The following is a 25,435-nucleotide window of genomic DNA, read 5'->3' on the forward strand; positions in this document are numbered from 1 at the left end:
TTACTCCGCCGCCATCGGGGCCGCCGCGGGCTTGGCCGGAGCGTCGCGGTCGCGCGGCAGCAGCAGCGCCGCCGCGAAGGCGACCAGCGCCAGCACCGACAGCGTGGCGTAGAGCATCACGAACTCGCCCGTCCGCTCATAGACCAGGGCGACGAGCTGCACCGCCAGCGGACCGGCGCCGAAGGACAGGATGAACTTGGCGCCGTAGGCCAGCCCGCGGTGCTTCTCCGGCGTGTAGCGGGCGAGCAGCAGGTTCTCCGCCGGGATCTGCACCTGGGAGGCGACGACGACCAGCGCCGCAGCGCCGACCAGCGGCAGGTCGGCGAGGACCGCCACCGCCGCCATCATCGGCACCTGGACCAGCAGGCACAGGGTGTAGATGCGCTTCAGCGGGTACTTGTCCGCCAGATGCCCGCCGATGAGCTGCGGCAGGGCGGCGAACAGATAGACCGCCGTCACCACGCCGCCGACGCCCAGCGTGCTGCCGCCCAGCAGGTCGCTCAGCCGCGCCTCGAACAGCTTGGGCAGCACCACCTGCATGGCGTTGAACATCAGCCCGGCGCAGACCATCGTCACCGACAGCACGAAGAAGGCGCGGATCACGTCGCCGCGCGACGCCTTGGGAATCGGCTTCACGTCGCCCTGGCGATCCTCCACCTTGCCCATGGCGATCAGCAGGGCCAGCACCACGCCCAGCCCCAGGCAGACCGCCCCCGGAATCAGGAAGGCCGAGCGCCAGCCCAGCCACTCGGTCAGGCCGCCGGCCACCACCGCCGCCGAGGCGATGCCGATGGTGCCGAAAATGCCCTGATAGCCCAGCGCCTTGCCGCGGTTGGTGGCGTTCTTGACCATCCAGGCCATGCCCACCGGGTGGTAGATGGAGGAGCCGAGCCCGAGCACCGCCAGCGCCCACAGCAGCGCCTCCGGACCGTCGGTCAGGCCGCAGGCGATGGTCCCCGCCCCGGTCAGCAGGAAGAAGACCGCCATCATCCGGCATTCGCTCCAGCGGTCGCCCAGCCAGCCGGCCAGCGGCGCGCCGACGCCGATCATCAGGGCGCCGAGCGTCCACAGCCGGATCAGCTCGTCGTAGGGCAGCTTCCATTCCCGTTCCAGCGCCAGGACGACCGTCAGGAACAGGGCCGACACGATGTGCATCAGCGCGTGGCCGATCCAGGAAAAGCCGATCGACAGCCGCGCCGATGTGTCGGTCATGGAAATTCTCCGCATCCGGATGATTTGCGCTTGAAAGCAACCCTTGCGAAACTGGCACGCGGGTCGGAGGCGGTCCAATGCGCCGCCGTCATGGCCGGCATGCGGTGGTTCGCCATGCGATGATCCGCATTGGGGGTCAGGCGGTCCCGTCGCGCAGCCAGTCCAGATAGGCCGGGTTGCCGCGCCCCACCGTCAGCTCGACCACGCAGGGCACCTCATAGCTGTGCAGCTCCCTCACCCGCGCGGCGAGCCGGTCGAACAGCTCCGCCCGCGTCTTGGCGATCAGCACGGTCTCGTCGGCCTCCTCGATGGCGTCCTGCCAACGATAGATGGAGGTCATGCCGTCGAAAATGTTGGCGCAGGCGGCCAGCCGTTCCTCGACCAGCGCGCGGCCGATGCGACGGGCCTCGTCCCGCGATCCGGCGGTGATGTAGGCGAAGACGAATTCCATGACCGGAGCCTTTCGATGTAGAGTGCCCGAATCTTGCCACAGGCCGCCAAGCCCCAACAGCCAGGCCGCAACATCTTCGAGGCGACGAACCATGGCCGCACCCCGACGCACCACGTCCCGACGCCGCCCCACCGAGGCGCAGGCGGCGTGGCTGCGCAACGGCCTGGACCAGCCCGGCGGCAAGCTGCCCCTGTTCGACGGCGACGGCCAGCGCGTCAAACGCCAGACCATCGAAAGCTGCCTGAAGTCCGGCTGGGCGGAACGCTGGTTCGACAACCCGCTGAAGCCCGACTGGCTGGTCTGCCGCCTGACCGACACCGGCCGCGCCGCCCTCGCCCCCCGCCCCGCCGCGAAGGAACTCGCCCAGGCGGACTGACCGCCGGACAACACCGACGGCGTACCGCATGGGTGGGGTGTCGCGGCGTGCCGATGCCCGCTAGGATCGCCGCGCTTTTCGCGGCCCAACCGGGCTTTGTTTCGTAACGGTATCAATCTCATGCAGCTTTCCGACCTCGGCCAACGCATTTGCATCCTCGGGCCGTCCAACAGCGGGAAATCCACGCTTGCCGAAGCGATCGCGCGGCAGCACGGTTTTCCAATCGTCCACCTCGACCGGCTGTATCACGCCCCAAACACGGATTGGCAGCCACGGCCGACCGAGGAGTTCATCGCCTTGCACGACGCGGCCATCGCCGGCGAGCGCTGGGTCATGGAGGGAAACTACTCGCGGTGCATTCCGCAGCGTTTCCAGCGGGCGACGGGGCTGATCTACCTGGATGTGCCCATGCCGCTCAGCCTGCTGCGCTATTTCCGCCGGACGCTGTTCGAGCGGGAGCGACGGGGCGCGCTGGAAGGCCGCCGTGACAGCATCAAATGGGACATGATCCGCCACATCGCCGTCGCCACCCCGAGAAACCGGGCGCGGAACCTGCGCACCTTCGATCAGGCCGACCTGCCGAAGATACGGATCAACTCCGCGCGGGACCTGAACGCGTGGTACCGGCGCTGGGGCCTCACGCGATAAGGCCGCAGCGCCGGTTCACGCCGGCACGGCCTTCAGCTGCTGGTCCACCGCCGCCGCCAGTTCACGGGGGGTGACCGGCTTGTGGATCACGGTCAGCCCGTGGGCGGTGGCGTCGAGCAGGCAGTCCGGCCCCGTCTCCCCGGTCAGGATCACCCCCGGCACCCCGGCGCCGTAGCGCTCGCGCACGCGCAGGATCACCTCGGTCCCGATCCGGCCCTCGCGCAGCCGGTAATCGGCGATCACGATGTCGGGGACGCGGGTCTGGGCGGACAGCCGCTCCATGGCCTGGTCCGCGCTGCCCGCCGCCAGCACGGCGTAGCCCCATTCCGTCAGGATCAGCTGAAGCCCCATCAGCACGATGGCGTCATCGTCCACCAGAACGGCGAGGCGGCCCTGCCCCATCCCCGGCGCCGCACTCCCCGCCCCCGCGGCGGCGGCGACCACCGACTCGCCCAGCGGCACCAGCACCCGGAAGGCCGAGCCCTTGCCCACCGCGGAACGCACCTCCACCGGATGGTTGAGCAGCCGCGACAGGCGCCGCACGATGGCGAGGCCGAGGCCGAGGCCCTGGTTGCGGTCCCGCTCCGGGTTGCCGACCTGATGGAACTCCTCGAAGATCCGCTCCAGATGATCGTCGGGAATGCCCATGCCGGTGTCCTGGATGACGATGGAAAGGAAGCGCCCGTCCGTCCGGCACTGCACCCGCACCAGCCCGCTTTCGGTGTAGCGGATGGCGTTCTCCACCAGATTGCGCACCAGCCGGCCCAGCAGCGTGCGGTCGCTGCGCACCCGCCCGGCGCCGACCTCCACCTGCCAGCCGATGCCCTTGCCCGCGGCGACCGGCGCGTAGGCGGCGCGGATCGGGTCCAGCACCTCCGCCACGTCGAAATCCTCGAACACCGGCGTCACCACCCCGGCGTCGAGGCGGGACACGTCGAGAAGGCTGTCCAGCAGCCCCTTCAGCGCGTCCAGTCCCTGCTCCAGATGGGTCAGGATCTTGGTGCCCGCGGCGGACCCGACATGGGCCGACAGGGCGGCGGTGAAGAAGAACAGCGACTGGAGCGGCTGGCGCAGATCGTGGCTGGCCGCGGCCAGGAACTTCGACTTGGCGAGGTTGGCGCGCTCCGCCTCGTCGCGGGCAGAACGCAGTTCGGCCTCCATCGCCTTGCGCTCGGTGATGTCCTCGGCGACGGTGATGCGGTAGGCCGGCTCCGTGCCGGTGATCCGGGCAAGCGAGGAGGTCACCCGCACCCACACCGCCCCGCCGTCCTTGCGGCGGTAGCGCTTCTCCAGGGCGTAACTGGCCAGTTCGCCGGACAGCAGCCGCTCGATCAGCCGTTCCTCCGTTGGCAGATCGGCCGGATCGGTGATGTCGCGGTAGGTCCGCTTCAGCAGCTCCTCGCGCGGGTAGCCGACGATGTCGCAGATCTTGGCGTTGACGTCGAGAATGCGGCCGTCCAACCCCACCCGCTCGATGCCCACCGCCGCCAGTTCGAAGACCGATCGGAAGCGTTCGTCGCTCTGGCGGCGCGCCGTCTCGGCCCGGCGCAGGTCGGAGACCTCCATCACGACGGCGCCGACCGCCGCGACCTCCATCCCCTCGTGGACGGGGAACAGGGCGATCAGCCAATGGCGCGTCACGCCCGGCTCCCTGGGCGTCTCGCCCATCACCTCCCGGTAGGGGATCGGCTCGCCGGTGTCGAACACCCGGTCGATCAGCGGCTCGACGCTGGCGCCGACGACGGGCATCAGGTCCGCCAGCTTGCGGCCCATATGAGCCTCGGCCAGGATGCCGTTGCACTCGGCCAACTGTTCGTTGATGCGGATGTAGCGGCGCTCGCGGTCGAAGAAGGCGAAGCCGACCGGCGCGCTCTGCAGCAGACTGTTCAGCTGCGCCAGCAGAGCGTTCTTTTCCCGGTTGGCGGAATTCAGCGCCGCTTCCCCCCACTTGCGGGCGGTGGTGTCCTGGAAGAAGACGGCCAGCCCGTCCGGCGACGGGAAGGCGCGCACGGCGAACCAGGATTCGAAGGCCGTGCAATAGTCCTCGAACTCGACGGGCGTCTGGTCCCGCATGGCGCGGCGGTAGTTCTCGCCGAAGGCGCTGGCGGCGGTCTCGGGGAAGACCTCCCACAGATCCTGGCCGATCAGGTCGCGCCCGCCGGCGATCAGCGTCCGGGCGCGCTCGTTCATGAAGGTGATGCGCCAGTGGCGGTCCACCTCGAACACGCCGTCGGTGATGCTGCCCAGAACGGCGGCCGTCTTGTGGGCCAGCGCGTTGGCCTGCTCCCGGACCTGCTGCTGGCGGGCCAGCTCCTCGGCCATGCCGTCGAAGGCGCGGGCCAGAGTGCCGAGTTCGGACGACTGGTCGGCCACGCCGCTGCGCGCCGTCAGGTCGCCGCCCTTCCAGCGCTCCGCCGTCGCGACCAGCGCCGCCACGGGCCGCCGCAGGAACCGGCTGGCGCCCCACCAGACGGCGAGCAGGGTCAGCAGCAGAACGGTGGCGATGCCCGTCATCGCCTGGATCATCGTGCCGCGGATCGGCCCCAGCGCCTCGCCCTTGTCCAGGCAGACGACGACCCCGATGCCGTCCACGCTTTGGCCGGTCGGCTGATAGGCGACGATGCGCGGCCGTCCGTCCAGCCCGGTCACCTCGGCGACGCCGGGCGCGTCGCGGGACAACAGCGCGATGACGGACGGGGACAGGGCGCCGCCACCGCCGGTCTGGTTCGGCGCCGTCTGGTTCGGCGCCGTCTGATTCGGCAGGGGCGGCACCTGGGCAACCACCCGGTCGCGGCGGTCCACCAGAGTGATCCGCGCATTGTCGGGCAGCGGCCGCTTCGAGAGGAAATCGGCGATCCAGGAGATGTCGGTCATCGCCGTCACCACGCCGGCCGCCCGGCCCTCGCCGTCCTGGAAGGCCAGCGCCACGGGCATGGCGGAACGCCCGTCGGTCCGCCGGAAGACATGCTCGCCCAGCGTCATCCGACCGCTGTCCAGCGCGTCGCGGAAATAGTCGCGGTCGGCGATGGACATCCCCAGCGCGACGCGGTCGGTCGCGCAACGCACCACCCCGTCCAGCCCGGCGATCACAATGCCGAGATGGCCGGGATACGACGCGCGCAGGTCGTCCATCAGCGCCTGGCAGGCGGGGGAGCCGGGGGCACGCGCCGGATCGGCCTTCACCAGCGTGTTCAGCACCTGCCGCAGCCCGTCGATCATGCGATGCTGCTCCGCCTCGAACAGGGCGGCGACATGCAGGGCGTCCCGCCCCACCTCCGCCTCCCGCGCGGCGCGCAGGGCCAGCTCGTTCTTCACCTCGATGACGGCCGCCGGAATCATCGCCACGAGGACGAGCAGCAACAGGCGGTGAAGAAGGCTCATGCAAGGCGGCTTTCGGAAAATGGTGCCGTGTGACGGTGCGCGAAGCCCGACCTTCCCGTCAACGGGTGCGCGTCGCCTTCCAGGCACCGGAGCGTTCGGCACCGGCGGCGATGCGGCGGTCGGCGATCTCCGATTCGTCCACCTCGGCGATCCCGGCGTGCTTCAGGGCGCGCAGGAGCACGCTGCGGACGGTCGTTCCCTCCTCCTCGGCGCGGCGGCGGACGGCGCGCTTGACGCTCTGCGGCACCATGGCGGCCAGCTGCACGTCGGGTTCGCGTCGGTCCGACGGAGCCGGATTGGCATTGGACGGGATGGTGTGGACGGGTCGGAGGGGGTGGTCGCGCATCGGTCCTGCCGTACATGGTTCGAACGTACGAAACCATCCCCGCTTATAGTTAATTTCTTGTTAACCATAAATCCCGCGGCGGTGCCAGGGGTTTATCCTACGCCGGAATAGCGGTTGACCTGCACAATCCTGCACCGAACAGTGGCCGGCCGGGCCTTCCGGCGCCAGGGCACCGGATCACCGCCCCTTTCGAACGGCCAGAGCAGAGGAGCGACGACGTTGTCAGCACGCCCTTCGAAACGCCGCATCGCCATCATCGGGGCCGGCTTCACCGGCAGCGTCCTCGCCGCGCACCTGATGCGCTGCGCCGATGAGCCGACCAGCCTGCACCTGATCGAACGCACGCCCAGCGTCGGCGCCGGGCTCGCCTACTCCACGCCCAACGCCGCGCATCTGCTGAACGTGCGCGCCTACAACATGAGCGCCTATCCCGACGACCCGCGGCACTTCCTGCGCTGGCTGTGGGCCCGGGACGACGGGGCACAAGAGGATGGGGCGCAAGACGGCGGGGCCGGAGCGGTGCCGCCCAGCGGCCACGCCTTCGTCTCCCGCGCCCGCTACGGCGCCTACATCCAGGACGTCCTGCGGGAGGCCGTGGCCGCCGCCCCGCCCCACGTCTCGCTCACCGTGTCGCAGGCGGAGGCGGTGGACATCGCGTCGGACGCGCGGGGCACCCGGCTGCGGCTGGGCACCGGGACCAGCCTGTCGGTGGACACCGCGGTTCTGTGCGTCGGCAACTTCGCCCCCTCGCCGCCGCCGGTCCCGGCGCCGGAGGTCTACGCCTCCAGCCGCTATGTGGCCTCGCCCTGGGATTGGCCGGCGCTGGCCACCATCGCCCCCGACGCCCCGGTGCTGATCCTGGGGACCGGGCTGACCATGGTCGACACCGTCCTGTCGCTGGAGGACCAGGGGCACCGCGGCCCCATCCTCGCTTTGTCGCGCCGCGGCCTGCTGCCCCAGACGCACCAGGAGGTGCGGCCCTTCAAGAGCTTCATCCACCCGCAGGTGATGCCGCGCACCGTGCTGGACGTGATGATCGCCCTGAAGGCCGATGTCCGCCGCGCGCGGGAGACGGGGTTCGACTGGCGGTCGGCCTTCGACGCGCTGCGCCCCTACCATCACCTGATCTGGAGCCACCTGCCGCTGGAGGAGCGGCGGCGCTTCCTGCGCCACGTCCGCCCCTATTGGGAGGTCCATCGCCACCGCATCGCGCCGGAGGTGGCGGCCCGCATCGCCGCCCTCTGCGCGAACGGCCGCCTGACCATCCGCGCCGGCCGCCTGCAGACGCTGACTCCCGTCCCGAACGGGGTGGAGGCGACGGTCCGCGCCCGCGGGGCGGAGGGAACCGTCTGGACCCGGACGGTGGGGGCCATCGTCAACGCCACCGGCACCGAATGCGATTTCAGCCGGATCGGCCATCCGCTGGTGAAGGCGCTGCTGACGCGCGGCCTGGCGCGGCCCGACCCGCTGCGGCTGGGGCTGGACGTCACGGTGGACGGCGCCCTGATCGGCGAGGACGGTCAGGCGTCGGACCGGCTGTTCGCGCTCGGCCCAATCAGCCGGCCGCCCTTCTGGGAGATGACCGCGGTGCCCGAACTGCGCAGCCAATGCGCCCAGGCCGCCCGGCACATCGCCCAGCTGCGGCGGCCCGCCTACCCTCTGGCGGAGCTGTCGCTGCTGCGCGCGCGGGCGGTGCCATGACCGGATGGGGCTCCCACCCCGCTCACCAGGGTGTGCCGTCGCGGTGCGTGAAGAGATCGGTGACGCTGTCGTAGCGCAGGTCCTCGTCCGGGTAGTGCGCCTCGTCCCCGGCGGTGCGGTCGCCGACCTCCAGATAGGTCGCCGGCTCGTCGGAGCGGTTGACGAGCTGGTGACCGTCCGGCCGTCCGGCCGGGAAGCCGGCGCACATGCCGGGACGCAGCACCGTCTCGCCGGCGTCGGTGACCAGGGTCAGCTCGCCGTCCAGCACATAGACGAACTCGTCCTGGCGGGTGTGCCAGTGCCGCAGGGCGGAGGCGGCGCCCGGCTCCAGCCGCGTCAGGTTGACGCCGAAGCTGGTGATTCCCAGCGGGTTGCCCAGCCGCTTGCGCAGGCGCCCGGCGACCGCCGCGCGGAACGGCTCCGGATAGTCGGTGGCGCCGAGCTTCGCCCCGATGGCGGCGGGGTCGAGCACCGGGGCCTCCGGCGGGACGGCGGATTCGGCGGGCGGAGCGCCGGCGGGGGCCTTGTCTGACAAAGGTGGGTCTCCCTTCACCGTGGATCGATACCGATCTCTGGAATCGGTCCGGAGCCGTCACTGTAGGCCATCGGGCACGGACCGGCCATCCGGCCTGTTAAGCCACCGGCCGGGGACCTCATCGAGGCAAGGCCCAACGAAAGGGGGAAAGGCGCATGGAGACGACGCTCTACATTCCACCGCTCGGCCTTGCGGGGCAATTCGGGGCTCCCGACGGTTTCGAGGCCGTGGTGATCTTCGCCCACGGCACCTCCAGCGGCCGGACGAGCCCGCGCAACGTCCGCGTCGCCGCGCGACTGCGCGAGGCGGGATTCGCCACGCTGCTGATGGACCTGATGACCGAGGGGGAGAAGGCCGACCCGGCCAACCAGTTCGACGTCCACCGCCAGTCCGAGCGCCTGCTGCTGGCCGTCCGCCACCTGCGCGCCACCACCGCGGTGGAGCGCAAGCCCATCGGCTTCTTCGGCGCCGGGTCCGGGGCGGCGTCGGCGCTGATCGCGGCGGGGCGCGCCGCGGAGCATGATGGCATCGGCGCCGTGGTCTGCCGCGGCGGGCGCCCCGATCTGGCGGAGGAGTGGCTGAACGCCGTCGCCGCCCCCACCCTGCTGGTGGTTGGCGGCAAGGACGCCCCGGCGCTGGACCTCAACACCGACGCCTTCGCCCGGCTGCACTGCACCAAGGCGCTGGAGGTGGTGCCGGGGGCCGGCCGCCTGTTCGAGGAGACGGGGAAACTGGATCAGGTGGCCGACTCCGCGCGCTCCTGGTTCACCACCCATCTGCTCAAGGCTGCCAACGGCTGAGCGCGGGTCGACAGCGGGAGCGATGCGGGCTACCTCTGGTTTCCCCACCGCATCGCAGCATCCGGATCGGACCGCCCATGCCCCAGCTCGAAATCCTCAGCCGCCTCCCCGCTGGACCGGCCAAGCCCGTGCCCCTGCTGTTCGTCCACGGCGCCTTCTGCGGCGGCTGGATCTGGGACGAGCATTTCCTGCCCTGGTTCGCCGAGCAGGGGTGGGAGGCCCACGCCGTGTCCCTGCGCGGCCATGGCGCCAGCGAGGGGCGGGAGCGGTTGAACAGCTTCGGCATCGTCGATTACATCGAGGATGTCCTGACCGCCGTGGACGCCTGTTCGGCCCCGCCGGTGCTGATCGGCCATTCCATGGGCGGCATGGTGGTCCAGCGGACGTTGATCCGCCGCCGCTTCCCCGGAGCGGTCCTGATGGCCTCCGCCCCGCCGCACGGCCTGCTGGAATCGACGTTGCGGCTGGCCTGGAGCGACCCCTATGTGTTCCAGCAGATGGGCATGCTGATGACCTTCGCCAACGGCATCGAACCGGAGGCGGTGCGCCGCGCCATGTTCTCCGACCAAGTGCCGCTGGAGCTGGCCAAGCGCTACGAACCGCTGATGCAGGAGGAATCGCAGCGCGTGCTTCTGGACATCGGCGGCTGGATCCCCTTCCCGCTGCTGCCGGCCCGCGGCGTTCCCGTGGCCGTGCTGGGCGCCGAGGAGGACCGGCTGATCCCCAGGGACCAGGTCGCGGCCACCGCCCGCGCCTTCCGGACGGAGCCGGTCTTCTACCCCGCGATGGGGCACTGCATGATGCTCGAACCCGGCTGGGAAGCGGTCGCCCGCCACATCGCGGACTGGGTGGAGACGACCGTGCCGAAGACGGCGGCGCCGAAGAGAACAGCGCCGGCAGCGGTCCCGGACACGGTGCCGGAGACCGGCACGCGCGCCGCCGCCGACTGACCGGCAGGGCGCGCGCCCGTCCCGCCGCTCACTGCGTGCGCAGGGTCCGCAGGAAGCCGCCGATCTCGCCGTTCAGGGCCTCCGACTGCTGGGCCAGTTGCCGGGACGCCTCCAGCACGGCGTAGGCCATCGTGCCGCACTGCCCGGCGGCGGCGGTGACGCCGGAAATGTCGCGCGCCACCTCGCGGGTGACCTCGGCGGCCTGCTGCACGTTGCGGCTGATCGCCTGGGTCGCCGCCCCCTGCTCCTCCACCGCCGACGCGATGATCGTGGCGATGCCGTTCACCTGCTCGATCACCCGCGCCACGCCGCCGATCTCGGCCACCGCCTCGCCGGTCGCGGACTGGACGCCGGCGACCTGGGCGGCGATCTCCTCGGTGGCGCGGGCGGTTTGGCTGGCGAGGCTCTTCACCTCGCCCGCGACCACCGCGAAGCCCTTGCCGGCCTCGCCCGCGCGCGCCGCCTCGATGGTGGCGTTGAGCGCCAGCAGGTTGGTCTGCGCCGCGATGTCGTTGATCAGGCTGACCACGGTGCCGATCCGTCCGACCGCCTCGGCCAGCCCGGTCACCTTGCCGGTCGCCCGCTCCGACGCGGTGGCGGCGTCCCGCGCGATGCGCGAGGCGTCGGCGACGCGGCGGCTGATCTCCCCCACCGAGCCGGACAGCTGCTCCGTCGCCACGGCGACCGTCTGCACGTTGACCGAGGTCTGCTCCGTCGCCGCCGCCACCGTGCCGGCCAGCCGGTCGGTCTGCCCGGCGGCCCGGGTCATCTCCTGGGCCTCGTGCTCCATCGCCTCGGTTTCGTGCGACACCGCCTTCATCACCTCGCCGACGCTCCGCTCGAACCGTTCGGCAAGGCCGGCGAGGGTGCGGCGCTTGTCCTCTTCCGAGCGGCGGAGCGCGGCGGCCTGATCGGCCTCCAGACGCTTCTTCTCCTCGGCGTTGCTCAGGAACACGCGGGCGGCGCTGGCCATCGCGCCGATCTCGTCGCGGCGGCTCGCCTCGGGAAAGGCGACGGAGTGGTCGCCGTCCGCCAAAGCGTGCATGCGGGTGCTGAGGCTGCGGATCGTGGCGCTGAGCCGCACCCCGACCAGCGCGATCAGGCAGACCGCCGGCACGGCCAGAAGACCCGCCACCGCCAGAACCGTCCACAGCGTGCCCAGGAAGGCGCTGCGGATGTCGTCGATGAAGACGCCCGTCCCGATGTAGATTCCCCAGGGCTGGAAAATCTTGATGTAGGACAGCTTCGCCGCCGTCTCGTCGCTGTTCGGGGCGACGTTCCAGAAGTAACCGTAGGTTCCCTCCCCCGTCGTCTTGGCGATCCGCGCCATGTCCATCAGGATCGGCGCGCCCTTGGTGTCCTTCACGCCGGACACGTCCTGCCCCATCAGCTTCGGGCTGGGGTGGGCGAAACCGAAGCCGTCCAGGGTGATCGCGAACAGATACTCCTGCCCGCCGTAGCGCATGCCGAGGAGCGAGCGTTTGAAGCGGGCCTGCGCCTCCTCCCGCGTGATCTGCCCGGCGGCGGCCTCCGCCTCGTAGGCGGCGGCCATGCTGTGGGCGGCCTCGACCATGAAGCGCAGGGACTGGATGCGGTCCGCGTGCATGCGCTGGTAGTTCAGCCAGAGGCCGGCGCCGACAATGGCGGCCGACGCGACGCTCGCCAGAGCCACCAACCCCCAAAGCTTCGAGCGGATGGACAAATTATCGAACATGACAACCCTTCCGACAAATCAGCGCCGATGAGCGGTGGCACGCGGGCCTTCCTCTGCCGGAATGCTATCGAAGCAATCGTGACTTATTTATTAATAGTTTTATTTAGATATTTATAAACAAGATCGAGTATCATTGCATCCACTGCCGAGGTTCTTTTGCCTTCTGCGACGAAAAATTGATGACCCGCAAGGGTTATAAAATAATTCGGGCGCCGGATTTTGATGTCCCGCTCAGGCGCCGGGCGCCGATTTCTGCGTCAGGACGAGGAAGACCTTCTCTTCGAGCTGCTCCGGGGTGAAGGGCTTGGCGATGTAGGCGCTGACATTGTGGGCCAGCGCCCGCTCCACCGCCTTCAGCGTGGCGAGCGCCGTCACCATCAGGAAAGGCAGATCGCGCCGCACCTCGCGCACGCGGCGCAGCACGTCGAGACCGCTGGCCTTCGGCATCATCCAGTCGCAGACGATCAGGTCGTAGGCCCCGTCCCCGGCCAGCCGGAGCAGCGCCTCCTGCCCGTCCGCCGCCGTGTCGATGTGGCCGATGCCGAGGTCGCGCAGCACCGATTCGACGAAGCGCCGCGGCCCCTCCTCGTCGTCGACGACCAGCACGCGGATGGCGCCGAGGTCGATGAAGGGCACGCCGATCACCCCCAGCGCCCCGCGCATCCAGGAGGCGCGGGCCGAACGTTCCTTGCCACCCGTGGCCCCCAGCAGGAAGGAGCGCACGAAGCGTGGCCGGTGCACCTGCCGGTACAGCGCCTTGGCGACCGCCGCCCGGCTCTTGCCGCGGCAGAAGGCGCCGTCGCCGGCCATCCGCACCATCTCCAGCACCGTGTCGGGGTTCGGCTCGTCCTTGCCCTGGAGGGGACTCAGCAGGCGCTGGGTGCGGATGAAGGCGTTCTGGATCTCGTCGATCTGCCCGGCCATGTGCTCGCGGGCGTCCTCGGCGAAGGCGCTGTCGAGCACGAGCTTCTGGACCTCCGCCAGCCCCTTCAGCTTCTCGGTCTTCTCCTTCCAGCAGTCGAGCAGGCGCCCGGCGAAATCCCGCCCGTCGAAGAACTGGGTCAGATAGCCGTTCACCGCCCGCTCGGCGCTGGGCGACAGCGGCATCCTCTGCAGGACGAACAGGATGCGGAGCTTCTGCATCAGCGTCCGCCCCTTGGTGATCTCGGGCAGCGTGTCCTCGTTGACGAGGAGCGCGCTGCGCCGCTGGAGCGCCGCCTCCGTCCGGGCGCCGCCGAAATAGCCCTCCCCCGTGCGCAGCCGCTGGGACACCTGGCTCAGCGCCATGATCTCCCGCTGCACCGCCTCCACCCCGAACAGGTCGCCGGCGCTGGTGATGGTGAAGCGGTCGGGCTTCGACAATTCACGGCGCAGCGCGAAGATCAGGCTGTCGCTCAGCACCGGCATGGCCGTGCGGCGCACCAGCGTCTCCAGACCCCGGAAGACGGGCGGCGCCTCGTCGGGCAGCGGCTTGTCCCCGGCGATCAGCGACACGATCATGTCCACCCGGTCCACGAAGGGCGCGTCCAGGGAACAGGACGCGGTGCCGGTGTCGCTGCGCAGGATCTCGCCGAGCAGCCGGTCGAGCGGCGCCAGCGCGTCGGCGTCCTCCAGACCGTCCGCCAGCTCCAGCAGGAGCCGCGCCTTTTCGGCGAAGCTGCGGCCCTGGTACAGATGCGTGGTCAGCGCCGCGTCGACCAGGAAGCGCCCGGTGAAGGCGTCGCGGGAGGCGATCAGCCGCTCCGCCGTGGCGGCGTAGGTGGCCGGCGTCAGGTCCGGCGGCTGGGCGTCCTTCAGCCGCTCGCGGGTCAGCCGGGCGACCTCGTTGACCAGGGCGGTCAGCGCGCCCTTGCGGTCCATCGCCCGTTCCGCCTGCTGGAGAATGGCGACGAAGGTCGGGATGTTGGACAGGCTCTGCTGGTGGCGGGGGGAGTGCAGAAGTTCGGTCGGGGTCAGCGCGTTCTCGTCGAAATAGCGCTGGCAATGCCGGCCGATGCTGTCGCGGCCCTGCGGGGTGTAGAAGTCCTCCGGGGTCCGGCAGACGGCGGTGTCGCCTCCGCCGTCCGTGTCCAGATCACGACCGCTATCCCGGCCGTCCGCGATGCTCTGGTCCGATGCCATGCCCTAACCCCGTCTCATTCGGCCAGCAGCCCGCGCACCGCCTCGATCAGGCGGTCCGGGGCCACGGGCTTCATGACGATCCGGCGGCCCGGCTGTGCCGTCATGTCCGCCGCCGTTTCATGGGACGCGTAGCCGGTCAGGAAGAGAATGCGCAGGTCGGGATTGCGCTCCGCCAGGGCGCGGGCCAGTTCCAACCCGTTCATGCGGGGCATGGACATGTCGGACACCACGGCGTCGAACAGCCCGCCGCACTCGTCCCAGCGCTCCAGCGCGTCCAGCCCGTCCACCGCCTCCGTCACCGTGCAACCGGCCTCCTCCAGCGCCAGACGGACATAGGTGCGCACGGATTCCTCGTCGTCCACCAGCAGGATGGCCGCCCCCTCGTCCTCGCCCAGCCCCAGCCCGTCGGCCAGAGAACCGGCCTTCACCGGCGCGGGCACCGTGGGCAGATGGATGGAGAAGACGCTGCCGCGCCCGTCCGGTCCGGCCTCCATCTCCACGGCGCCGCCGGCCTGCCGGGCGGTCCCGTAGACCATCCACAGGCCGAGGCCGGTGCCCTTGCCCGGCTCCTTGGTGGTGAAGAAGGGTTCCCAGATTCGGTCGCGCACCGCCTCCGGCACGCCGCAGCCCTCGTCGATGACGCGGATCACGGCGTAGCGCCCGTGCGCCAGCGCGCCGTGGCGCCCGAAGAACGCGCCGTCCGGCAGGGCGCTGTCCAACGCGATGGTCAGCCGTCCGCCGTCCGGCATCGCATCGCGCGCGTTGAGGGCGAGGTTCAGGATGGCCTGGTTCAGCATCACCGGGTTGGCGACGGCGTGGGCGTCCTCGTCGCCGATGCGGATGTCCAGATCGATGCCGGCGCTCATCAGCGGCTTCAGGAAAATCTTCAGGTCGCGCACCAGCGGCGCCAGCGCCACCACCTCCGTCTCGTCGGACGGACGGCGGCGCGAGAAGTCGAGAAGCTGCGCGGTCAGCGCGGCGGCCCGGTCGGACGCCTTGGCGATCTCCCGCACGCAGGTGGTGACGCGCGCCGGATCGTCCGGCGCCCGTTCGGCCAGCCGGGCGAATCCGCCGATGGCGGTCAGCATGTTGTTGAACTCGTGGGCGATGCCGCCGGCCATGCGGCCCACCGCCTCCATCTTCTGCGACTTCTGAAGCTCCGCCTCGGCGCGGCGGCGCTCGGTCACGTCGTTCAGCACCAGGAGAACCGCCGCCTCCCGCTGGTAGACCGCGGGAAAGGCGCCGATCTCCACATGGCGCTGCTCGCCGGACGGGCGGGCGATCGCGCACTCCACCCGTTGCTGCTCGCCCTCCGCGCCCAGCCCGAGCCGCGTGGTCACCGTTTCCGCCTCGACGATGAAGCGGTTGAGGTCCAGCCCCTCCAGCCCGCCGCTGCCGTCCACCCCCAGGATCGACGCCGCCGCGGCGTTGCCGAAGCGGATGGCCCGGCGGTCCCAGAGGACGATGCCGTAAGGCGCCAGCTCGACCAGCTGCCGATAGCGCTTCTCGCTCTCGCTGAGCGCGCTGACGGTGGCCTCCAGCCGCTCCGTCTGACCGGCCAGCTGCTCCTCGCGCCGCTTCAGCTCGGTGATGTCCATCAGGATCTTCACGATGCCGCCGGAGCCGGTGGCGTGCTCGCTGATGCGGTACCAGCGACCGTCGGACAGACGCCCGTCCACCGGATCGGTGTGCAGCAGATGGCGCTTCATCCGCTCGGCGATCCAGTTCGCCATCTCGCGGTCGTCGCCCTCGTAACCACCGCGTTCGGCGGCGGCGCGCAGGATGTCCTCGAAGGCGGTGCCGGGCACCAGCACGTCGGCAAGGTTCGGGTAGGCGCTGCGGTAGCGCTCGTTGCAGAAGATCAGCCGGTCGTCCGGGCTGAACAGAACGAAGCCTTCGGAGATGCTGGACAGCGCGTCGTGCACCACCGACTGCATGAAGCGCGCCTCGACCAGCGCCAGCGTCTCGGCGGTCGTCTCGATGCCGGTGCCCCGGTAGCCGGCGAACCGGCCGTCCGCGTCGGTGAAGGGCTGGGCGCTGATGCGGAAGACGCGGGTGTCGCCCGCCCCGTCGCGCAGCGTGACCTCCAGGTCGCGGAAGGCCCGCCCGGCCTCGATGTCGGCCAGATGGTCCAGCCAGGTGTCGGTGTCCTCGACCAGGGCGCCGAGGTCGAGCAGCGAATCGCCGAACACCGGCGCCGGATCGCCGCCGAGGATCTCCGGCAGGCGTTCGGACACGTAGGTGTAGCGGTGGTCGGGGGCGCTTTCCCAGAACCAGTCGGACGCGGCCTCGGCGAAGTCGCGGAAGCGCTGGCGGCTGGCGGCCAGTTCCTCGTTGGCGGCGCGCAGCAGGCGGGCGGAGCGGTCCAGGGCCGCCGCCGCCGCGCGGGCGCGGCGCACCGACAGCACGGCCAGCGCCGCCATCGCCAGCGTCATCACGCCGAGCGGCAGCATCAGCCGGTCGCGTCCCTCCTCCGGCATCATCACGGCCAGCAGGCCGGCGGCGCCGAGCATCAGGAACAGCAGGTCGGTCAACCCGCCCAGCCCGCGGCGCGGCGCCGCATCCCCGGCCGGCCGGGCGGCACGGACGTCAAGGTCGGTGTCGGTGGGGGGCAGCCCGCCCCGGCCGGAAAGATCCACGGAGCTCCGCTCCATCGTCATGGGTGTACCGCCGCGCAAGGCGCGCTGTGCATAGACCCGTAATAGGAGGGGAGCCGTTAACAGCGGGTTTCGCTGTTCGCCTTCGTACGATCGGATTCTACCGTGAGCATACGATTTCCACCGCTCAGCGCCGGTTCACCAGAACCAGGATCTTCTCTTCGAGCTGTTCTGGAGAAAAAGGCTTGGCGATGTAGGCTGTGACGTCGTGGGCCATGGCCTCCTCCACCGCGATGATGGTGGCGAGCGCGGTGACCATCAGGAAGGGCATGTCGGGCCGCACCGCGCGGACCAGCTTCAGGAACTCCAGCCCCGACAGGCGCGGCATCTTCCAGTCGCAGACGATGAGGTCGAAGGCGCCCTGCCCCTCCTCGAATCGGGTCAGCGCCTCGCGCCCGTCCTGGGCGATGGTCAGCTCGGTGATGCCGAGGTCGCGCAGGATCATCTCGACATAGCCGCGCGCGGCCGGCTCGTCGTCGGCCAGCAGGACGCGCAGCGTGTTCATGGCGCGCATCGGCAGGCCGGCGCCGGCCAGCGTGGCGAAGAAATGGGCGAAGCGCTCGGCCCGCTGCTCCGTCGCGTCCTTGCAGCGGGCGAGGTAGCCGCGCAGGAAGGCGGTGGAGCGGACATGATGCCCGACCAGCTCGCGCGCCGCCGCCACGCATTTCCCCTCGGTGAAGGCGCCCTCGGCGAGCAGGCTGGCGAACTCCATGACCTCGTCGACGTGGGGCGGACGGTCCTTGGCGATGCGGGCGAAGACCTTGTTGGTGCGCAGGAAGGTGTTTTGGATCTCGTCGAGCATGCGGACGTAGCGCTCGCGCAGGCCGTCCGGCAGGGTGGAGCGCTGCACCCGCCGTTGCAGGTCGGCCAGCGCCTTGATGCGGGCGCGCGGCGTGCGCGCCGTCTCGAACAGGCGCTGGGTGAAGTCGCGGGCCTCCAGATGGCGGCGCAGATGGGCGACGATCATGCGCCGGCTGCGCTCCCCCGACACCGCTCCTTCGAAGGCCAGAAGATCGACGATGCGGGCATAGTGGCTCTTGGCGTGCAGCACCGCCTCCAGCCGCGCGCCGGACAGCAGAAGCGCCACCCGCCGGTCGATCAGCCGGGTCGTGCGCTCCCCGCCGATCACCCCGCCCTTCACCGTCAGGCGGGCGGCGAGGAGGCTGATCGCCGACAGCTCGTCCAGCACCGCCGCCACGCTGTTCGGCTCCGCCTTGGTGCCGGACAGCGGCGCGTCGCCGAGCAGGGCGTGGTGAACCCCCGCCTCCAGCCCCAGCCGGGCGGCGCGCGCCTGATGGCGGGCGACGAAGGCGGACAGGCGGTGCAGGACCGCCGGGGCGTCGGGGTGGGACGGCGCCTCGCCCCGCCAGACCATCGCCATGGCGTCGAGCACGCCGCGCAGCCCGTCCGCCCAGCCGAACAGCGCCTCGACCACCAGCCCGTTGGCCAGCATCTCCCCGACGATCTGGTCGAGGATGGCGATGCCCTCGCCGGACAGCCCGTCACCGTCGAGCGACAGGATGCGCACCAGCCGAAGCTCGTGGTTGCGCCCTTCGCCCAACCAGGCGGACAGCCAGCAATCGATGGCGTGGCGCCCGGCGAAGCCCGGCGTCCGCGTCATGCTCTGCGCCACCGTGGCGGCGAACTGCTTGGCGTCGATGGACAGGGCCGCGCCGCTGTGGGCGCGCCGGGCGGTGAAGGCCAGCACCTCCTGCTCCAGCCGCTTCAGCTCCTCCAGCCGCATGGCGGGCGAGCGGCGTCCGGGACGGGCCTGCCGCTGCGCCACCCGCTCCAGCACCTGGGCGCGGCGCGGCCAGTCGAGGAAGGAACGCTGCGGCTCGACCTTGTGCAGGAATTCGGTGGGGGTGATGCCGCGCGCCTCCAGGAACTCCGCCAGTTCCTCCGCGATCAGGAATCGCGCGGCGGGGGCGAAGATCTCCTCGACCCGAACGCAGACGGCGGACTCCGGCGACTCCTCCGGCGCGTCGCCGCTCAGCTCGCCGAGGAGCGCGTCGACGTCGTAGACGCCGATGGGAATGCCGTCGGTCGGGAGCGGGGAAGGCGGCGGTGCGGCGTTCATCGATGCCCCGCCATCAGATCAGCAGCGCGTGGATCGTGTCGGCCAGCTCGTCCGGGTTGATCGGCTTGCGCAGGAAGACGATGCGGCGCCTGTCCGCAATTGGGTCCGCCGGCGGGTCGGCCAGCAGGTCGTCCAGGCTTTCCGTCTCCGGCGGGTAGCCGGACATCAGGACGGTCGGCAGGTCCGGATTCTCCCGGCGCAGCGCGCGCGCCACCGACGCCCCGCCGAGCTGCGGCATCACGAGGTCGGTCACCAGCAGGTCAAAGGCCCCGCCATGGTCGGCGTAGGCGCGCAGGGCCTCGGTGCCATCGGCGGCGCAGACCACCCGCATGCCCATGTCCTCCAGCGTCAGGCGGATGAAGTCGCGCACCTGCGCCTCGTCCTCGACCAGAAGGACGGTGGCGGCCATCGACAGCCCTTCCAATTCCCCGTCCTCCGCGTCGAGGAAGACGGCGTCATCCAAGCCGGGGGCGTCCGCGTCCTGCGGCTCCGCGGCGTCCTCCACCGGAAAGCGGAGCGTGAAGACGGTGCCGCGCCCCAGTTCCGTGTCCACCTCCACGCCTCCGCCGGCCCGCGCGACCGTGGAGTAGACCAGCGCCAGCCCCAGCCCGGTTCCCGCCCCCGGCTCCTTGGTGGTGAAGAAGGGCTCGAAGATGCGGTCGATCACCGCCGGATCGATGCCGCAACCGGTGTCGGCGACGGTGATGGTCACGCCGACATCGTCCGGCCGCTCCACCGCGATGGTGATCGGTCCGCCCTCCGGCATGGCGTCGCGGGCGTTGAGCACGAGGTTGAGCAGCGACTGGTGCAGCAGGGCCGGGTCGATGGTCACCACCGCCCCGCCGCCCGCACCGTCGATCCGCAGCGGGTGGCGTTCGCCCAGCGTGGGGCCGAGGAAGCGGCGCAGATCGTCGATCACCGCGCCGACGCGCACGGGGCGCGCCGCGTCGGTCTGGCCGGGCCGCCCGAAGCTGAGAAGCTGGGCGGTCAGGCCGGAGGCGCGGTCGGTCGCCTTGACGATCTCGGTCAGGCATTGCTCGACCCGCGGCCGGTCCTGCGGGGCGCGGCGGGCCATCTGGGCGAAGCCGCCGATGGCCGTCAGCATGTTGTTGAACTCGTGGGCGATGCCGCCGGCCAACTGGCCGATGGCCTGCATCTTCTGCGCCTGCTGGATCGCCCGCTCCGCCTGCTTGCGGCCGGTGATGTCGGTGAGGACGAGGAACCACGCCGCCTCCCCTTCCACCGCGAACGGGTGGATGCCGACCTCCAGCTCGCGAAGAGCGCCCTGCGCGGTGACGAAACGGGCCTCCACCGGTGGCGGGGCCTCCAGTCCGCCGTCGGGCGGGGGCAGCCAGTCGAACAGGCGCTGCATCCCGTCGAACTCGGTCGCCTCGACCAGGGGGATGCGCAGCATGGCCTCGGGATCGTCGCTGCCCAGGATCAGCGCGGCGGAGCGGTTGGCGAAGCGCACCCGCTGCCCGTCCCAGATCAGGATGCCGTAGGGCGCCATCTCCACGAGCCGGCGGTAGCGCGCCTCGCTGTCGGCCAGTGCCTTCTCGTGGCGCTTCAACTCGGTGATGTCGGTGAGGATCTTGACCACGCCGCCGAAGCGCGTGGCGTGCTCGCTGATGCGGTACCAGCGCCCGTCGCCGAGCCGGTGGTCGGTCGGCGGCCCGCTGCGGGTGTGGCGGTTCAGCCGCTCGGCGATCCAGTCGGACGGATCGCCCAGATCGTCGCCGGCCGCCCCCCGCTCCACCGCGACCCGCAGCAGGTCGGCGAAGCGGACGCCGGGGACCAGATGATCGGACAGCAACGGGTAGGCGGCGCGGTAGCGGTCGTTGCACAGCACCAGCCGCCCGTCGGCGCCGAACAGCACGAAGCCCTCGGACACGCAGCCGATGGCGTCGGACAGCAGGGCACGGAAATGCGCCTCGCCGCCGCCCATCGGCCGGTTTGGCTTCGGGTCGTCCAGGACGGCGTCCAGCCGGTCGCGCAGCGCCCGCAACGGCTCCCGCAGAGGGGCCAGCGCGCCGGGCGGCGCGGCGGACAGCCGCGCGCCCAGGGTGTCGAGGAGTTCCGCAAGCTCTTGGTCGGGCCGGTCCATAACCCGGCATTCAACCATTCCCCCCGGCCCCCCGCCAGTTGATTCCGCGCTCAGCCCTGCTTCGGGAAATGGTGATGGCCGTGGTCGCAGACGCCACGCGAATGCTTGTCGTCGCAGCTTTCGCCGGACGCGGTCAAGCCGATCCAGGCGTGCAGCGCGTTGGGGTCGAACCCGGCCTTGCGGTCCGCCCCGACCTGGAGCAGCGGGCGGCGGATCAGGTCGCGGTCGGCCAGAAGGGCGGCCAGCGCCGACTCCTCGTCCAGCTCGTCCGGCTTCACCGCGCCGGTCTTCACGGCGGCGGCGCGGCGGTTGAACCAGTCCTCGACCGGACGGTCCCCGAAGAAGGGGCGCAGGGTCTCGGCGGTGAGGGGCTCGGCGGCCAGATCGCGTTCCACCAGCGTGTGGCCGGCGGCCTGGAGCTGAAGCTTCTGCTTGGCGTTCGCCGTGCAGCCGGACAGACCGTAAAAGATCACTTCCGTCATGGGGTTGGTGCTCCGCATCGAAACAGGACGAATTAGGTCCAGTCTACCGGCGCAGAGACCGGGGGCGCCGGTGACGGAATGTCGCACCCCCGGATTGTCGAGCGGATCGGCTGTTCGCCAATCACTTGATGCGCTTGAGCGAGTCCTCGACGTAGGCGTTGGTGTAGGTCTTGGACAGGTCGATGTCCGTCGCGGCCACGGCCTTGTCGAAGGCCTTCAGCACCTTGTAGGCGGCCTCCGCCCCCTCCTGGGAGAAGCGGCCGTCGGGCGAGTAGGTCGGCTTCGAATGCTCGAACGCCTGGGCGTAGAGCGTCTGGTTGCCGAGGAAGTATTCCGGCGGCAGGACCTTCAGGACGTCCTCGGTCTTGGCCTGGTCCAGCCACTTCAGCGTCCGCACGAAGACGTCGACCAGCGCCTGGGTGGTCTTCGGATTCTCCTTGATGAAGTCGGGCGTGGTGTAGAGCACCGCCGCCGGGTACGGCCCGCCGTAGGTGTCCAGCGTCCCCTTCTCCGTCCGGGTGTCGGCGATGGTGGTGACGTCGCCGTCGGCCTCCAGCTGGCTGATGACCGGGTCGAGGTTGGCGATGGCGTCGATCTCGCCGCGCTTCACCGCGGCCACCGCGCTGGGGCCGCCGCCGACGCCGATGAAGGACACGTCCTCCGGCGTCATGCCGTGCTGGGTCAGCAGGTAGTTGACCATGAAGTTGGTCGAGGAGCCGGGGGCGGTCACGCCGATCTTCTTGCCCTTCAGCTCCTTGATCGACTTGATCGTGCCGGCCTTGTTGACCGCGGCAAGCACGATGCCCGGATAGCGGCCCAGCAGGGCGACGGCGGTGATCGGCTGGCCCTTGGCCTGCATCTGCACCGTGTGGTCGAAGGCGCCGGTCACGATGTCCGCCGAGCCGCCGACCAGCGCCTGGAGGCTCTTGGCCCCACCGCCGAAGTCGTTGATCTCGACGGTCAGCCCGGCCTCCTTGAAGTAGCCGAGCCGCTCCGCCACCGTCAGCGGCAGGTAATAGAGCAGCGGCTTGCCGCCGACCGCCAGCTTCAGGTCCTTCTTCTCGACCTGCTGGGCGTTCGCCCCGCCGATCCCGAAGGCCAGGACCACCGCCGCGGCGGCGATCACGCTTTTCATACGCATGGCTTCCCTCCCAAGTTTCTTTCCGTCCCAAATTTCTATGCTATGGCGCGGTCATCCCTGCGCGTTGGTCGTCTGCGCCTCCTGCGGGCGCCAGTGCAGAAGGCGTCTCTCGATGACGGTCACCACGGCGTCGATCACCACGACGAAGATCGTCAGAACCAGCATGCCGGAGAAGACGCCGACCGTGTCGAACACCCCTTCCGCCTGATGGATGCGGTAGCCGAGACCGGCGGCGGAGCCGAGATACTCGCCCACTACCGCGCCGACCATGGCGAAGCCGACCGCGGTGTGCAGACTTGAGAACACCCAGGACAGGGCGGACGGCAGATAGACGTGCCGGAACAGGTGCCGGTTGCTCGCCCCCAGCATCTTCGCGTTGGCCAGCACCACCGGGCTGACCTCCTTCACGCCCTGGTAGACGTTGAAGAAGACGATGAAGAAGACCAGCGTCACCCCCAGCGCCACCTTCGACCAGATGCCGAGGCCCAGCCACAGCGCGAAGATCGGCGCCAGCACCACGCGGGGCAGCGCGTTGACCGCCTTGATGTAGGGGTCGAAGACGATGGAGACCAAGGGCGCGCGGGCGAACCAGAAGCCGAAGGCGATGCCCGCGATGGTGCCGATGGCGAAGGCCAGCGCGGTCTCCAGCAGCGTGATCCCGAGATGGTACCAGATCACCCCGGACGCGAAGTCGCTCCAGGTGCGCTCCAGCACCGCCAGCGGCGTGCCGAAGAAGAAGGGGCTCAGGATCTTCGTCGCGGTCAGGACGTGCCAGAGCAGGAAGAATCCGACCAGCACGGCGACCTGCAGCAGCAGGATCACCGGGCGGCTCGGCAGGCGTTTCACACGGGCCACGGCCATGGCGTCCTCACGTCAGCTTGGTTTGGGCGTAGCCCTTCAGCACTTCCTCGCGGAGCTGCCCCCAGATCTCCCGGTGCAGGTCGAGGAAGCGAGGGGTCATGCGGATTTCCGCCACGTCGCGCGGGCGTTCCAAGTCCACCCGGTACTCGCCGATCAGCCGCGCGCCGGGGCCGGCCGACAGCACCAGCACCCGGTCGGACATGGAGATGGCCTCCTCCAGGTCGTGGGTGATGAAGACCACCGATTTGCGGTCCGCCGACCACAGGTCGAGCAGCTCGTTCTCCATCAGCTGACGCGTCTGGATGTCGAGCGCCGAGAAGGGCTCGTCCATCAGCACGATCTTCGGATCGACGATCAGCGTCTGGGCCAGCGCCACCCGCTTGCGCATGCCGCCGGAGAGCTGGTGGGGGTAGCGGTCGCCGAAGCGGTCGAGCCCGACGCGGGCCAGCCAGGGGCGCGCCCGCTCCTCCGCCTCGCGCCGCGGCACGCCGCGGAACTCCAGCCCGGCGGCCACATTCTCCAGCGCCGACTTCCAGGGCATCAGCGCGTCGGCCTGGAACATGTAGCCGGCGTGCGGATTGATGCCGTCAACCGGCTGACCGAAGGCCAGGGCGCGCCCGGCGCTGGGGGCGAGCAGGCCCGCCGCGACGTTCAGGATGGTGGATTTGCCGCTGCCGGTCGGCCCGACGATGGACACGAACTCCCCCGCGGCGACCGACAGGGTCACGCCCTGGACCGCCGTGTAGGTCTGCCCGCGTCCGTCGGGCGATGGAAAGGTGCAGGTCACGCCGTCCAGGCGGAGCGCGGCCTTGTCCGCCCCCTCCGTCCGCAGGGCGGCCGCCACGGCGGCGCTGTCTGACATCGATGCGTTCCATCCCTGATGTTCGTTTTCACGGCATCTTGGCGGAATGAGACGGTGGCGGCAATGGGCGTCGCCAACAATCGTTGTTGCGGACGATGATCCTCAATCCAGCCGCGCGAAGAAGTCCATGATCGCCGGCCCGACCCCTTGCGGCCATTGGTGCGGGTAAAAGCGGCCATTGCGCGTCCGGTCGTCGGCCAGCGGACACCACAGCACCGGATTCTCCTCGCCCTCGGGGCCGTAGCGGCGGCAGTTGAAGCGGTGCGGCTCGTCCGGCTCGCTGCCCGTCGGCAACCCGTCCTGTGCCAGCAGCGCGCGGCGCAGGCGCAGGGCTTCGGACAGCGGCACCTGCTCGTCGCGCGGGTTGTGCAGGACCATGGCGGCGACCGGCCCGCCGCAGTCCTTGGGCCGCGCGGAGCCGCCGCCAAGGCTGGCCAGCCCGCGGATCACCCCGCCCCGCGCACAGGCGAGGCTGTTGGCGAAGGAGCCGCCCAGCGAATGGCCGACCACGAAGACCCGGCCCATGTCCAGGCAGTAGGTCGCCGCCATGCTCTCCAGAACGGCGTCGAACAGCCGGAAATCGCGCAGCCGGTCCGGCGGGTCGCCGGGATCGGACCAGACGTTCAAGCCGCGCGCGTCCTTGAGGCTGGCGGGATAGACGACGATCGCCGGCTCCTCCGCATGCCCCTCCAGGCCGAAGTAGCGCCGCACCTCGGCGTTGCTGTTGGTCCGCCCATGGAAGGCGACGACGAGGCTGTGCGGACGGTCGGGGCGGTAGTCCGCGGGCACGGCCACGATCAGTCCGCGCGCCGCCCCATCCAGGGTCACATGGTCGGGCACCGATGCCGGGGCCGGCGCTCCGCAGCCGCGCGACTTTTGCTGCGGCGCCACATTATTAACCAATTCTGCCGATAAGCCCTGACAGGACCACAGAATCAGCATGGCCGCGGCGCAAAATGCGCAAAATTGTTTCACCATTCACAGCCCGATCGACCGACTCCCTCCATAAACAG

Annotated in this window: 20 protein-coding genes; 5 read left to right on the plus strand and 15 right to left on the minus strand. The window is 70.4% G+C overall.

Annotated elements, in window-relative coordinates:
- Both TSH58p_RS05415 and cutA read right to left on the minus strand, forming a co-directional pair.
- On the minus strand, positions 1 to 1,212 hold the full coding sequence (locus TSH58p_RS05415; RefSeq protein WP_109070217.1) for an MFS transporter: 1,212 nt from the start codon (positions 1,210 to 1,212) through the stop codon (positions 1 to 3).
- 136 nt (positions 1,213 to 1,348) lie between these two features.
- Positions 1,349 to 1,663, minus strand: coding sequence for a divalent-cation tolerance protein CutA (cutA, locus tag TSH58p_RS05420; RefSeq protein ID WP_109070218.1), 315 nt, complete (start codon positions 1,661 to 1,663; stop codon positions 1,349 to 1,351).
- 91 nt (positions 1,664 to 1,754) lie between these two features.
- On the opposite strand from cutA, the gene TSH58p_RS05425 reads away from it, so the two are divergent.
- Positions 1,755 to 2,039: a hypothetical protein gene (locus tag TSH58p_RS05425; RefSeq protein ID WP_109070219.1), complete on the plus strand. Its 285-nt coding sequence runs from the start codon at positions 1,755 to 1,757 to the stop codon at positions 2,037 to 2,039.
- 120 nt (positions 2,040 to 2,159) lie between these two features.
- The gene (locus tag TSH58p_RS05430) at positions 2,160 to 2,687 is read left to right on the plus strand and encodes an isopentenyl transferase family protein (RefSeq protein WP_109070220.1); all 528 of its coding nucleotides are present in this window, start codon (positions 2,160 to 2,162) and stop codon (positions 2,685 to 2,687) included.
- A 15-nt stretch (positions 2,688 to 2,702) separates the two neighbouring features.
- Here TSH58p_RS05430 and TSH58p_RS05435 read toward each other — a convergent pair whose 3' ends face one another.
- Together TSH58p_RS05435 and TSH58p_RS05440 are read right to left on the minus strand one after the other, a co-directional pair.
- Complete coding sequence (locus TSH58p_RS05435; RefSeq protein WP_109070221.1) at positions 2,703 to 6,068, minus strand: PAS domain-containing protein; 3,366 nt, start codon at positions 6,066 to 6,068, stop codon at positions 2,703 to 2,705.
- A gap of 58 nt (positions 6,069 to 6,126) precedes the next feature.
- Positions 6,127 to 6,414 carry a hypothetical protein gene (locus TSH58p_RS05440; RefSeq protein ID WP_109070222.1) on the minus strand — a complete coding sequence of 96 codons (288 nt, stop codon included), beginning with the start codon at positions 6,412 to 6,414 and terminating at the stop codon, positions 6,127 to 6,129.
- A gap of 219 nt (positions 6,415 to 6,633) precedes the next feature.
- Between TSH58p_RS05440 and TSH58p_RS05445 the strand changes: the two genes are divergently transcribed.
- Entirely contained in the window at positions 6,634 to 8,115 is a 1,482-nt protein-coding gene (locus tag TSH58p_RS05445) for an FAD/NAD(P)-binding protein (RefSeq protein WP_109070223.1), read from the plus strand.
- A gap of 22 nt (positions 8,116 to 8,137) precedes the next feature.
- On the opposite strand, the gene TSH58p_RS05450 is transcribed toward TSH58p_RS05445, so the two are convergent.
- Positions 8,138 to 8,650: a cupin domain-containing protein gene (locus TSH58p_RS05450; RefSeq protein ID WP_109070224.1), complete on the minus strand. Its 513-nt coding sequence runs from the start codon at positions 8,648 to 8,650 to the stop codon at positions 8,138 to 8,140.
- 155 nt (positions 8,651 to 8,805) lie between these two features.
- Here TSH58p_RS05450 and TSH58p_RS05455 point away from each other — a divergent pair, with 155 nt between their 5' ends.
- Positions 8,806 to 9,450 carry a dienelactone hydrolase family protein gene (locus TSH58p_RS05455; RefSeq protein WP_109070225.1) on the plus strand — a complete coding sequence of 215 codons (645 nt, stop codon included), beginning with the start codon at positions 8,806 to 8,808 and terminating at the stop codon, positions 9,448 to 9,450.
- 77 nt (positions 9,451 to 9,527) lie between these two features.
- On the plus strand, positions 9,528 to 10,400 hold the full coding sequence (locus TSH58p_RS05460) for an alpha/beta hydrolase (protein WP_109070226.1): 873 nt from the start codon (positions 9,528 to 9,530) through the stop codon (positions 10,398 to 10,400).
- Between the two features lie 28 nt (positions 10,401 to 10,428).
- Here TSH58p_RS05460 and TSH58p_RS05465 read toward each other — a convergent pair whose 3' ends face one another.
- From TSH58p_RS05465 to TSH58p_RS05510, 10 genes are all read right to left on the minus strand, one after another.
- Positions 10,429 to 12,114, minus strand: a complete 1,686-nt coding sequence (locus TSH58p_RS05465; protein WP_109070227.1) for a methyl-accepting chemotaxis protein — start codon at positions 12,112 to 12,114, stop codon at positions 10,429 to 10,431.
- Between the two features lie 231 nt (positions 12,115 to 12,345).
- Positions 12,346 to 14,235: a response regulator gene (locus tag TSH58p_RS05470; RefSeq protein ID WP_109070228.1), complete on the minus strand. Its 1,890-nt coding sequence runs from the start codon at positions 14,233 to 14,235 to the stop codon at positions 12,346 to 12,348.
- A gap of 14 nt (positions 14,236 to 14,249) precedes the next feature.
- Positions 14,250 to 16,874, minus strand: a complete 2,625-nt coding sequence (locus tag TSH58p_RS05475) for a response regulator (protein WP_247874049.1) — start codon at positions 16,872 to 16,874, stop codon at positions 14,250 to 14,252.
- Positions 16,875 to 17,019: 145 nt separating this feature from the next.
- Entirely contained in the window at positions 17,020 to 18,972 is a 1,953-nt protein-coding gene (locus tag TSH58p_RS05480) for a response regulator (RefSeq protein ID WP_109070229.1), read from the minus strand.
- Between the two features lie 13 nt (positions 18,973 to 18,985).
- Positions 18,986 to 21,076, minus strand: a complete 2,091-nt coding sequence (locus TSH58p_RS05485) for an ATP-binding protein (protein ID WP_158282608.1) — start codon at positions 21,074 to 21,076, stop codon at positions 18,986 to 18,988.
- A gap of 50 nt (positions 21,077 to 21,126) precedes the next feature.
- Positions 21,127 to 21,558, minus strand: coding sequence for an ArsC/Spx/MgsR family protein (locus tag TSH58p_RS05490; protein WP_109070231.1), 432 nt, complete (start codon positions 21,556 to 21,558; stop codon positions 21,127 to 21,129).
- A 121-nt stretch (positions 21,559 to 21,679) separates the two neighbouring features.
- A complete protein-coding gene (locus TSH58p_RS05495; protein ID WP_109070232.1) occupies positions 21,680 to 22,699 on the minus strand; it encodes an ABC transporter substrate-binding protein in 1,020 nt (339 codons plus the stop codon).
- A 51-nt stretch (positions 22,700 to 22,750) separates the two neighbouring features.
- On the minus strand, positions 22,751 to 23,560 hold the full coding sequence (locus TSH58p_RS05500; protein WP_109070233.1) for an ABC transporter permease: 810 nt from the start codon (positions 23,558 to 23,560) through the stop codon (positions 22,751 to 22,753).
- 7 nt (positions 23,561 to 23,567) lie between these two features.
- Positions 23,568 to 24,422, minus strand: a complete 855-nt coding sequence (locus TSH58p_RS05505) for an ABC transporter ATP-binding protein (RefSeq protein ID WP_109070234.1) — start codon at positions 24,420 to 24,422, stop codon at positions 23,568 to 23,570.
- A gap of 102 nt (positions 24,423 to 24,524) precedes the next feature.
- Positions 24,525 to 25,313 carry a PHB depolymerase family esterase gene (locus TSH58p_RS05510; protein WP_146205873.1) on the minus strand — a complete coding sequence of 263 codons (789 nt, stop codon included), beginning with the start codon at positions 25,311 to 25,313 and terminating at the stop codon, positions 24,525 to 24,527.
- Between the last annotated feature and the right edge of the window lie 122 nt (positions 25,314 to 25,435).

Origin of the sequence: Azospirillum sp. TSH58 (genome assembly GCF_003119115.1) — a bacterium.
GTDB lineage: Bacteria > Pseudomonadota > Alphaproteobacteria > Azospirillales > Azospirillaceae > Azospirillum.

Excerpts from the sequence above, each read along its gene's own strand:
- TSH58p_RS05505 (WP_109070234.1), bottom strand. The coding sequence starts at position 24,422 with ATGTCAGACAGCGCCGCCGTGGCGGCCGCCCTGCGGACGGAGGGGGCG.
- TSH58p_RS05495 (WP_109070232.1), bottom strand. The coding sequence starts at position 22,699 with ATGCGTATGAAAAGCGTGATCGCCGCCGCGGCGGTGGTCCTGGCCTTC.
- TSH58p_RS05480 (WP_109070229.1), bottom strand. The coding sequence starts at position 18,972 with ATGAACGCCGCACCGCCGCCTTCCCCGCTCCCGACCGACGGCATTCCC.
- TSH58p_RS05460 (WP_109070226.1), top strand. The coding sequence starts at position 9,528 with ATGCCCCAGCTCGAAATCCTCAGCCGCCTCCCCGCTGGACCGGCCAAG.
- TSH58p_RS05465 (WP_109070227.1), bottom strand. The coding sequence starts at position 12,114 with ATGTTCGATAATTTGTCCATCCGCTCGAAGCTTTGGGGGTTGGTGGCT.
- TSH58p_RS05490 (WP_109070231.1), bottom strand. The coding sequence starts at position 21,558 with ATGACGGAAGTGATCTTTTACGGTCTGTCCGGCTGCACGGCGAACGCC.
- cutA (WP_109070218.1), bottom strand. The coding sequence starts at position 1,663 with ATGGAATTCGTCTTCGCCTACATCACCGCCGGATCGCGGGACGAGGCC.
- TSH58p_RS05440 (WP_109070222.1), bottom strand. The coding sequence starts at position 6,414 with ATGCGCGACCACCCCCTCCGACCCGTCCACACCATCCCGTCCAATGCC.
- TSH58p_RS05415 (WP_109070217.1), bottom strand. The coding sequence starts at position 1,212 with ATGACCGACACATCGGCGCGGCTGTCGATCGGCTTTTCCTGGATCGGC.
- TSH58p_RS05500 (WP_109070233.1), bottom strand. The coding sequence starts at position 23,560 with ATGGCCGTGGCCCGTGTGAAACGCCTGCCGAGCCGCCCGGTGATCCTG.
- TSH58p_RS05485 (WP_158282608.1), bottom strand. The coding sequence starts at position 21,076 with ATGGACCGGCCCGACCAAGAGCTTGCGGAACTCCTCGACACCCTGGGC.
- TSH58p_RS05430 (WP_109070220.1), top strand. The coding sequence starts at position 2,160 with ATGCAGCTTTCCGACCTCGGCCAACGCATTTGCATCCTCGGGCCGTCC.
- TSH58p_RS05455 (WP_109070225.1), top strand. The coding sequence starts at position 8,806 with ATGGAGACGACGCTCTACATTCCACCGCTCGGCCTTGCGGGGCAATTC.
- TSH58p_RS05435 (WP_109070221.1), bottom strand. The coding sequence starts at position 6,068 with ATGAGCCTTCTTCACCGCCTGTTGCTGCTCGTCCTCGTGGCGATGATT.
- TSH58p_RS05470 (WP_109070228.1), bottom strand. The coding sequence starts at position 14,235 with ATGGCATCGGACCAGAGCATCGCGGACGGCCGGGATAGCGGTCGTGAT.
- TSH58p_RS05425 (WP_109070219.1), top strand. The coding sequence starts at position 1,755 with ATGGCCGCACCCCGACGCACCACGTCCCGACGCCGCCCCACCGAGGCG.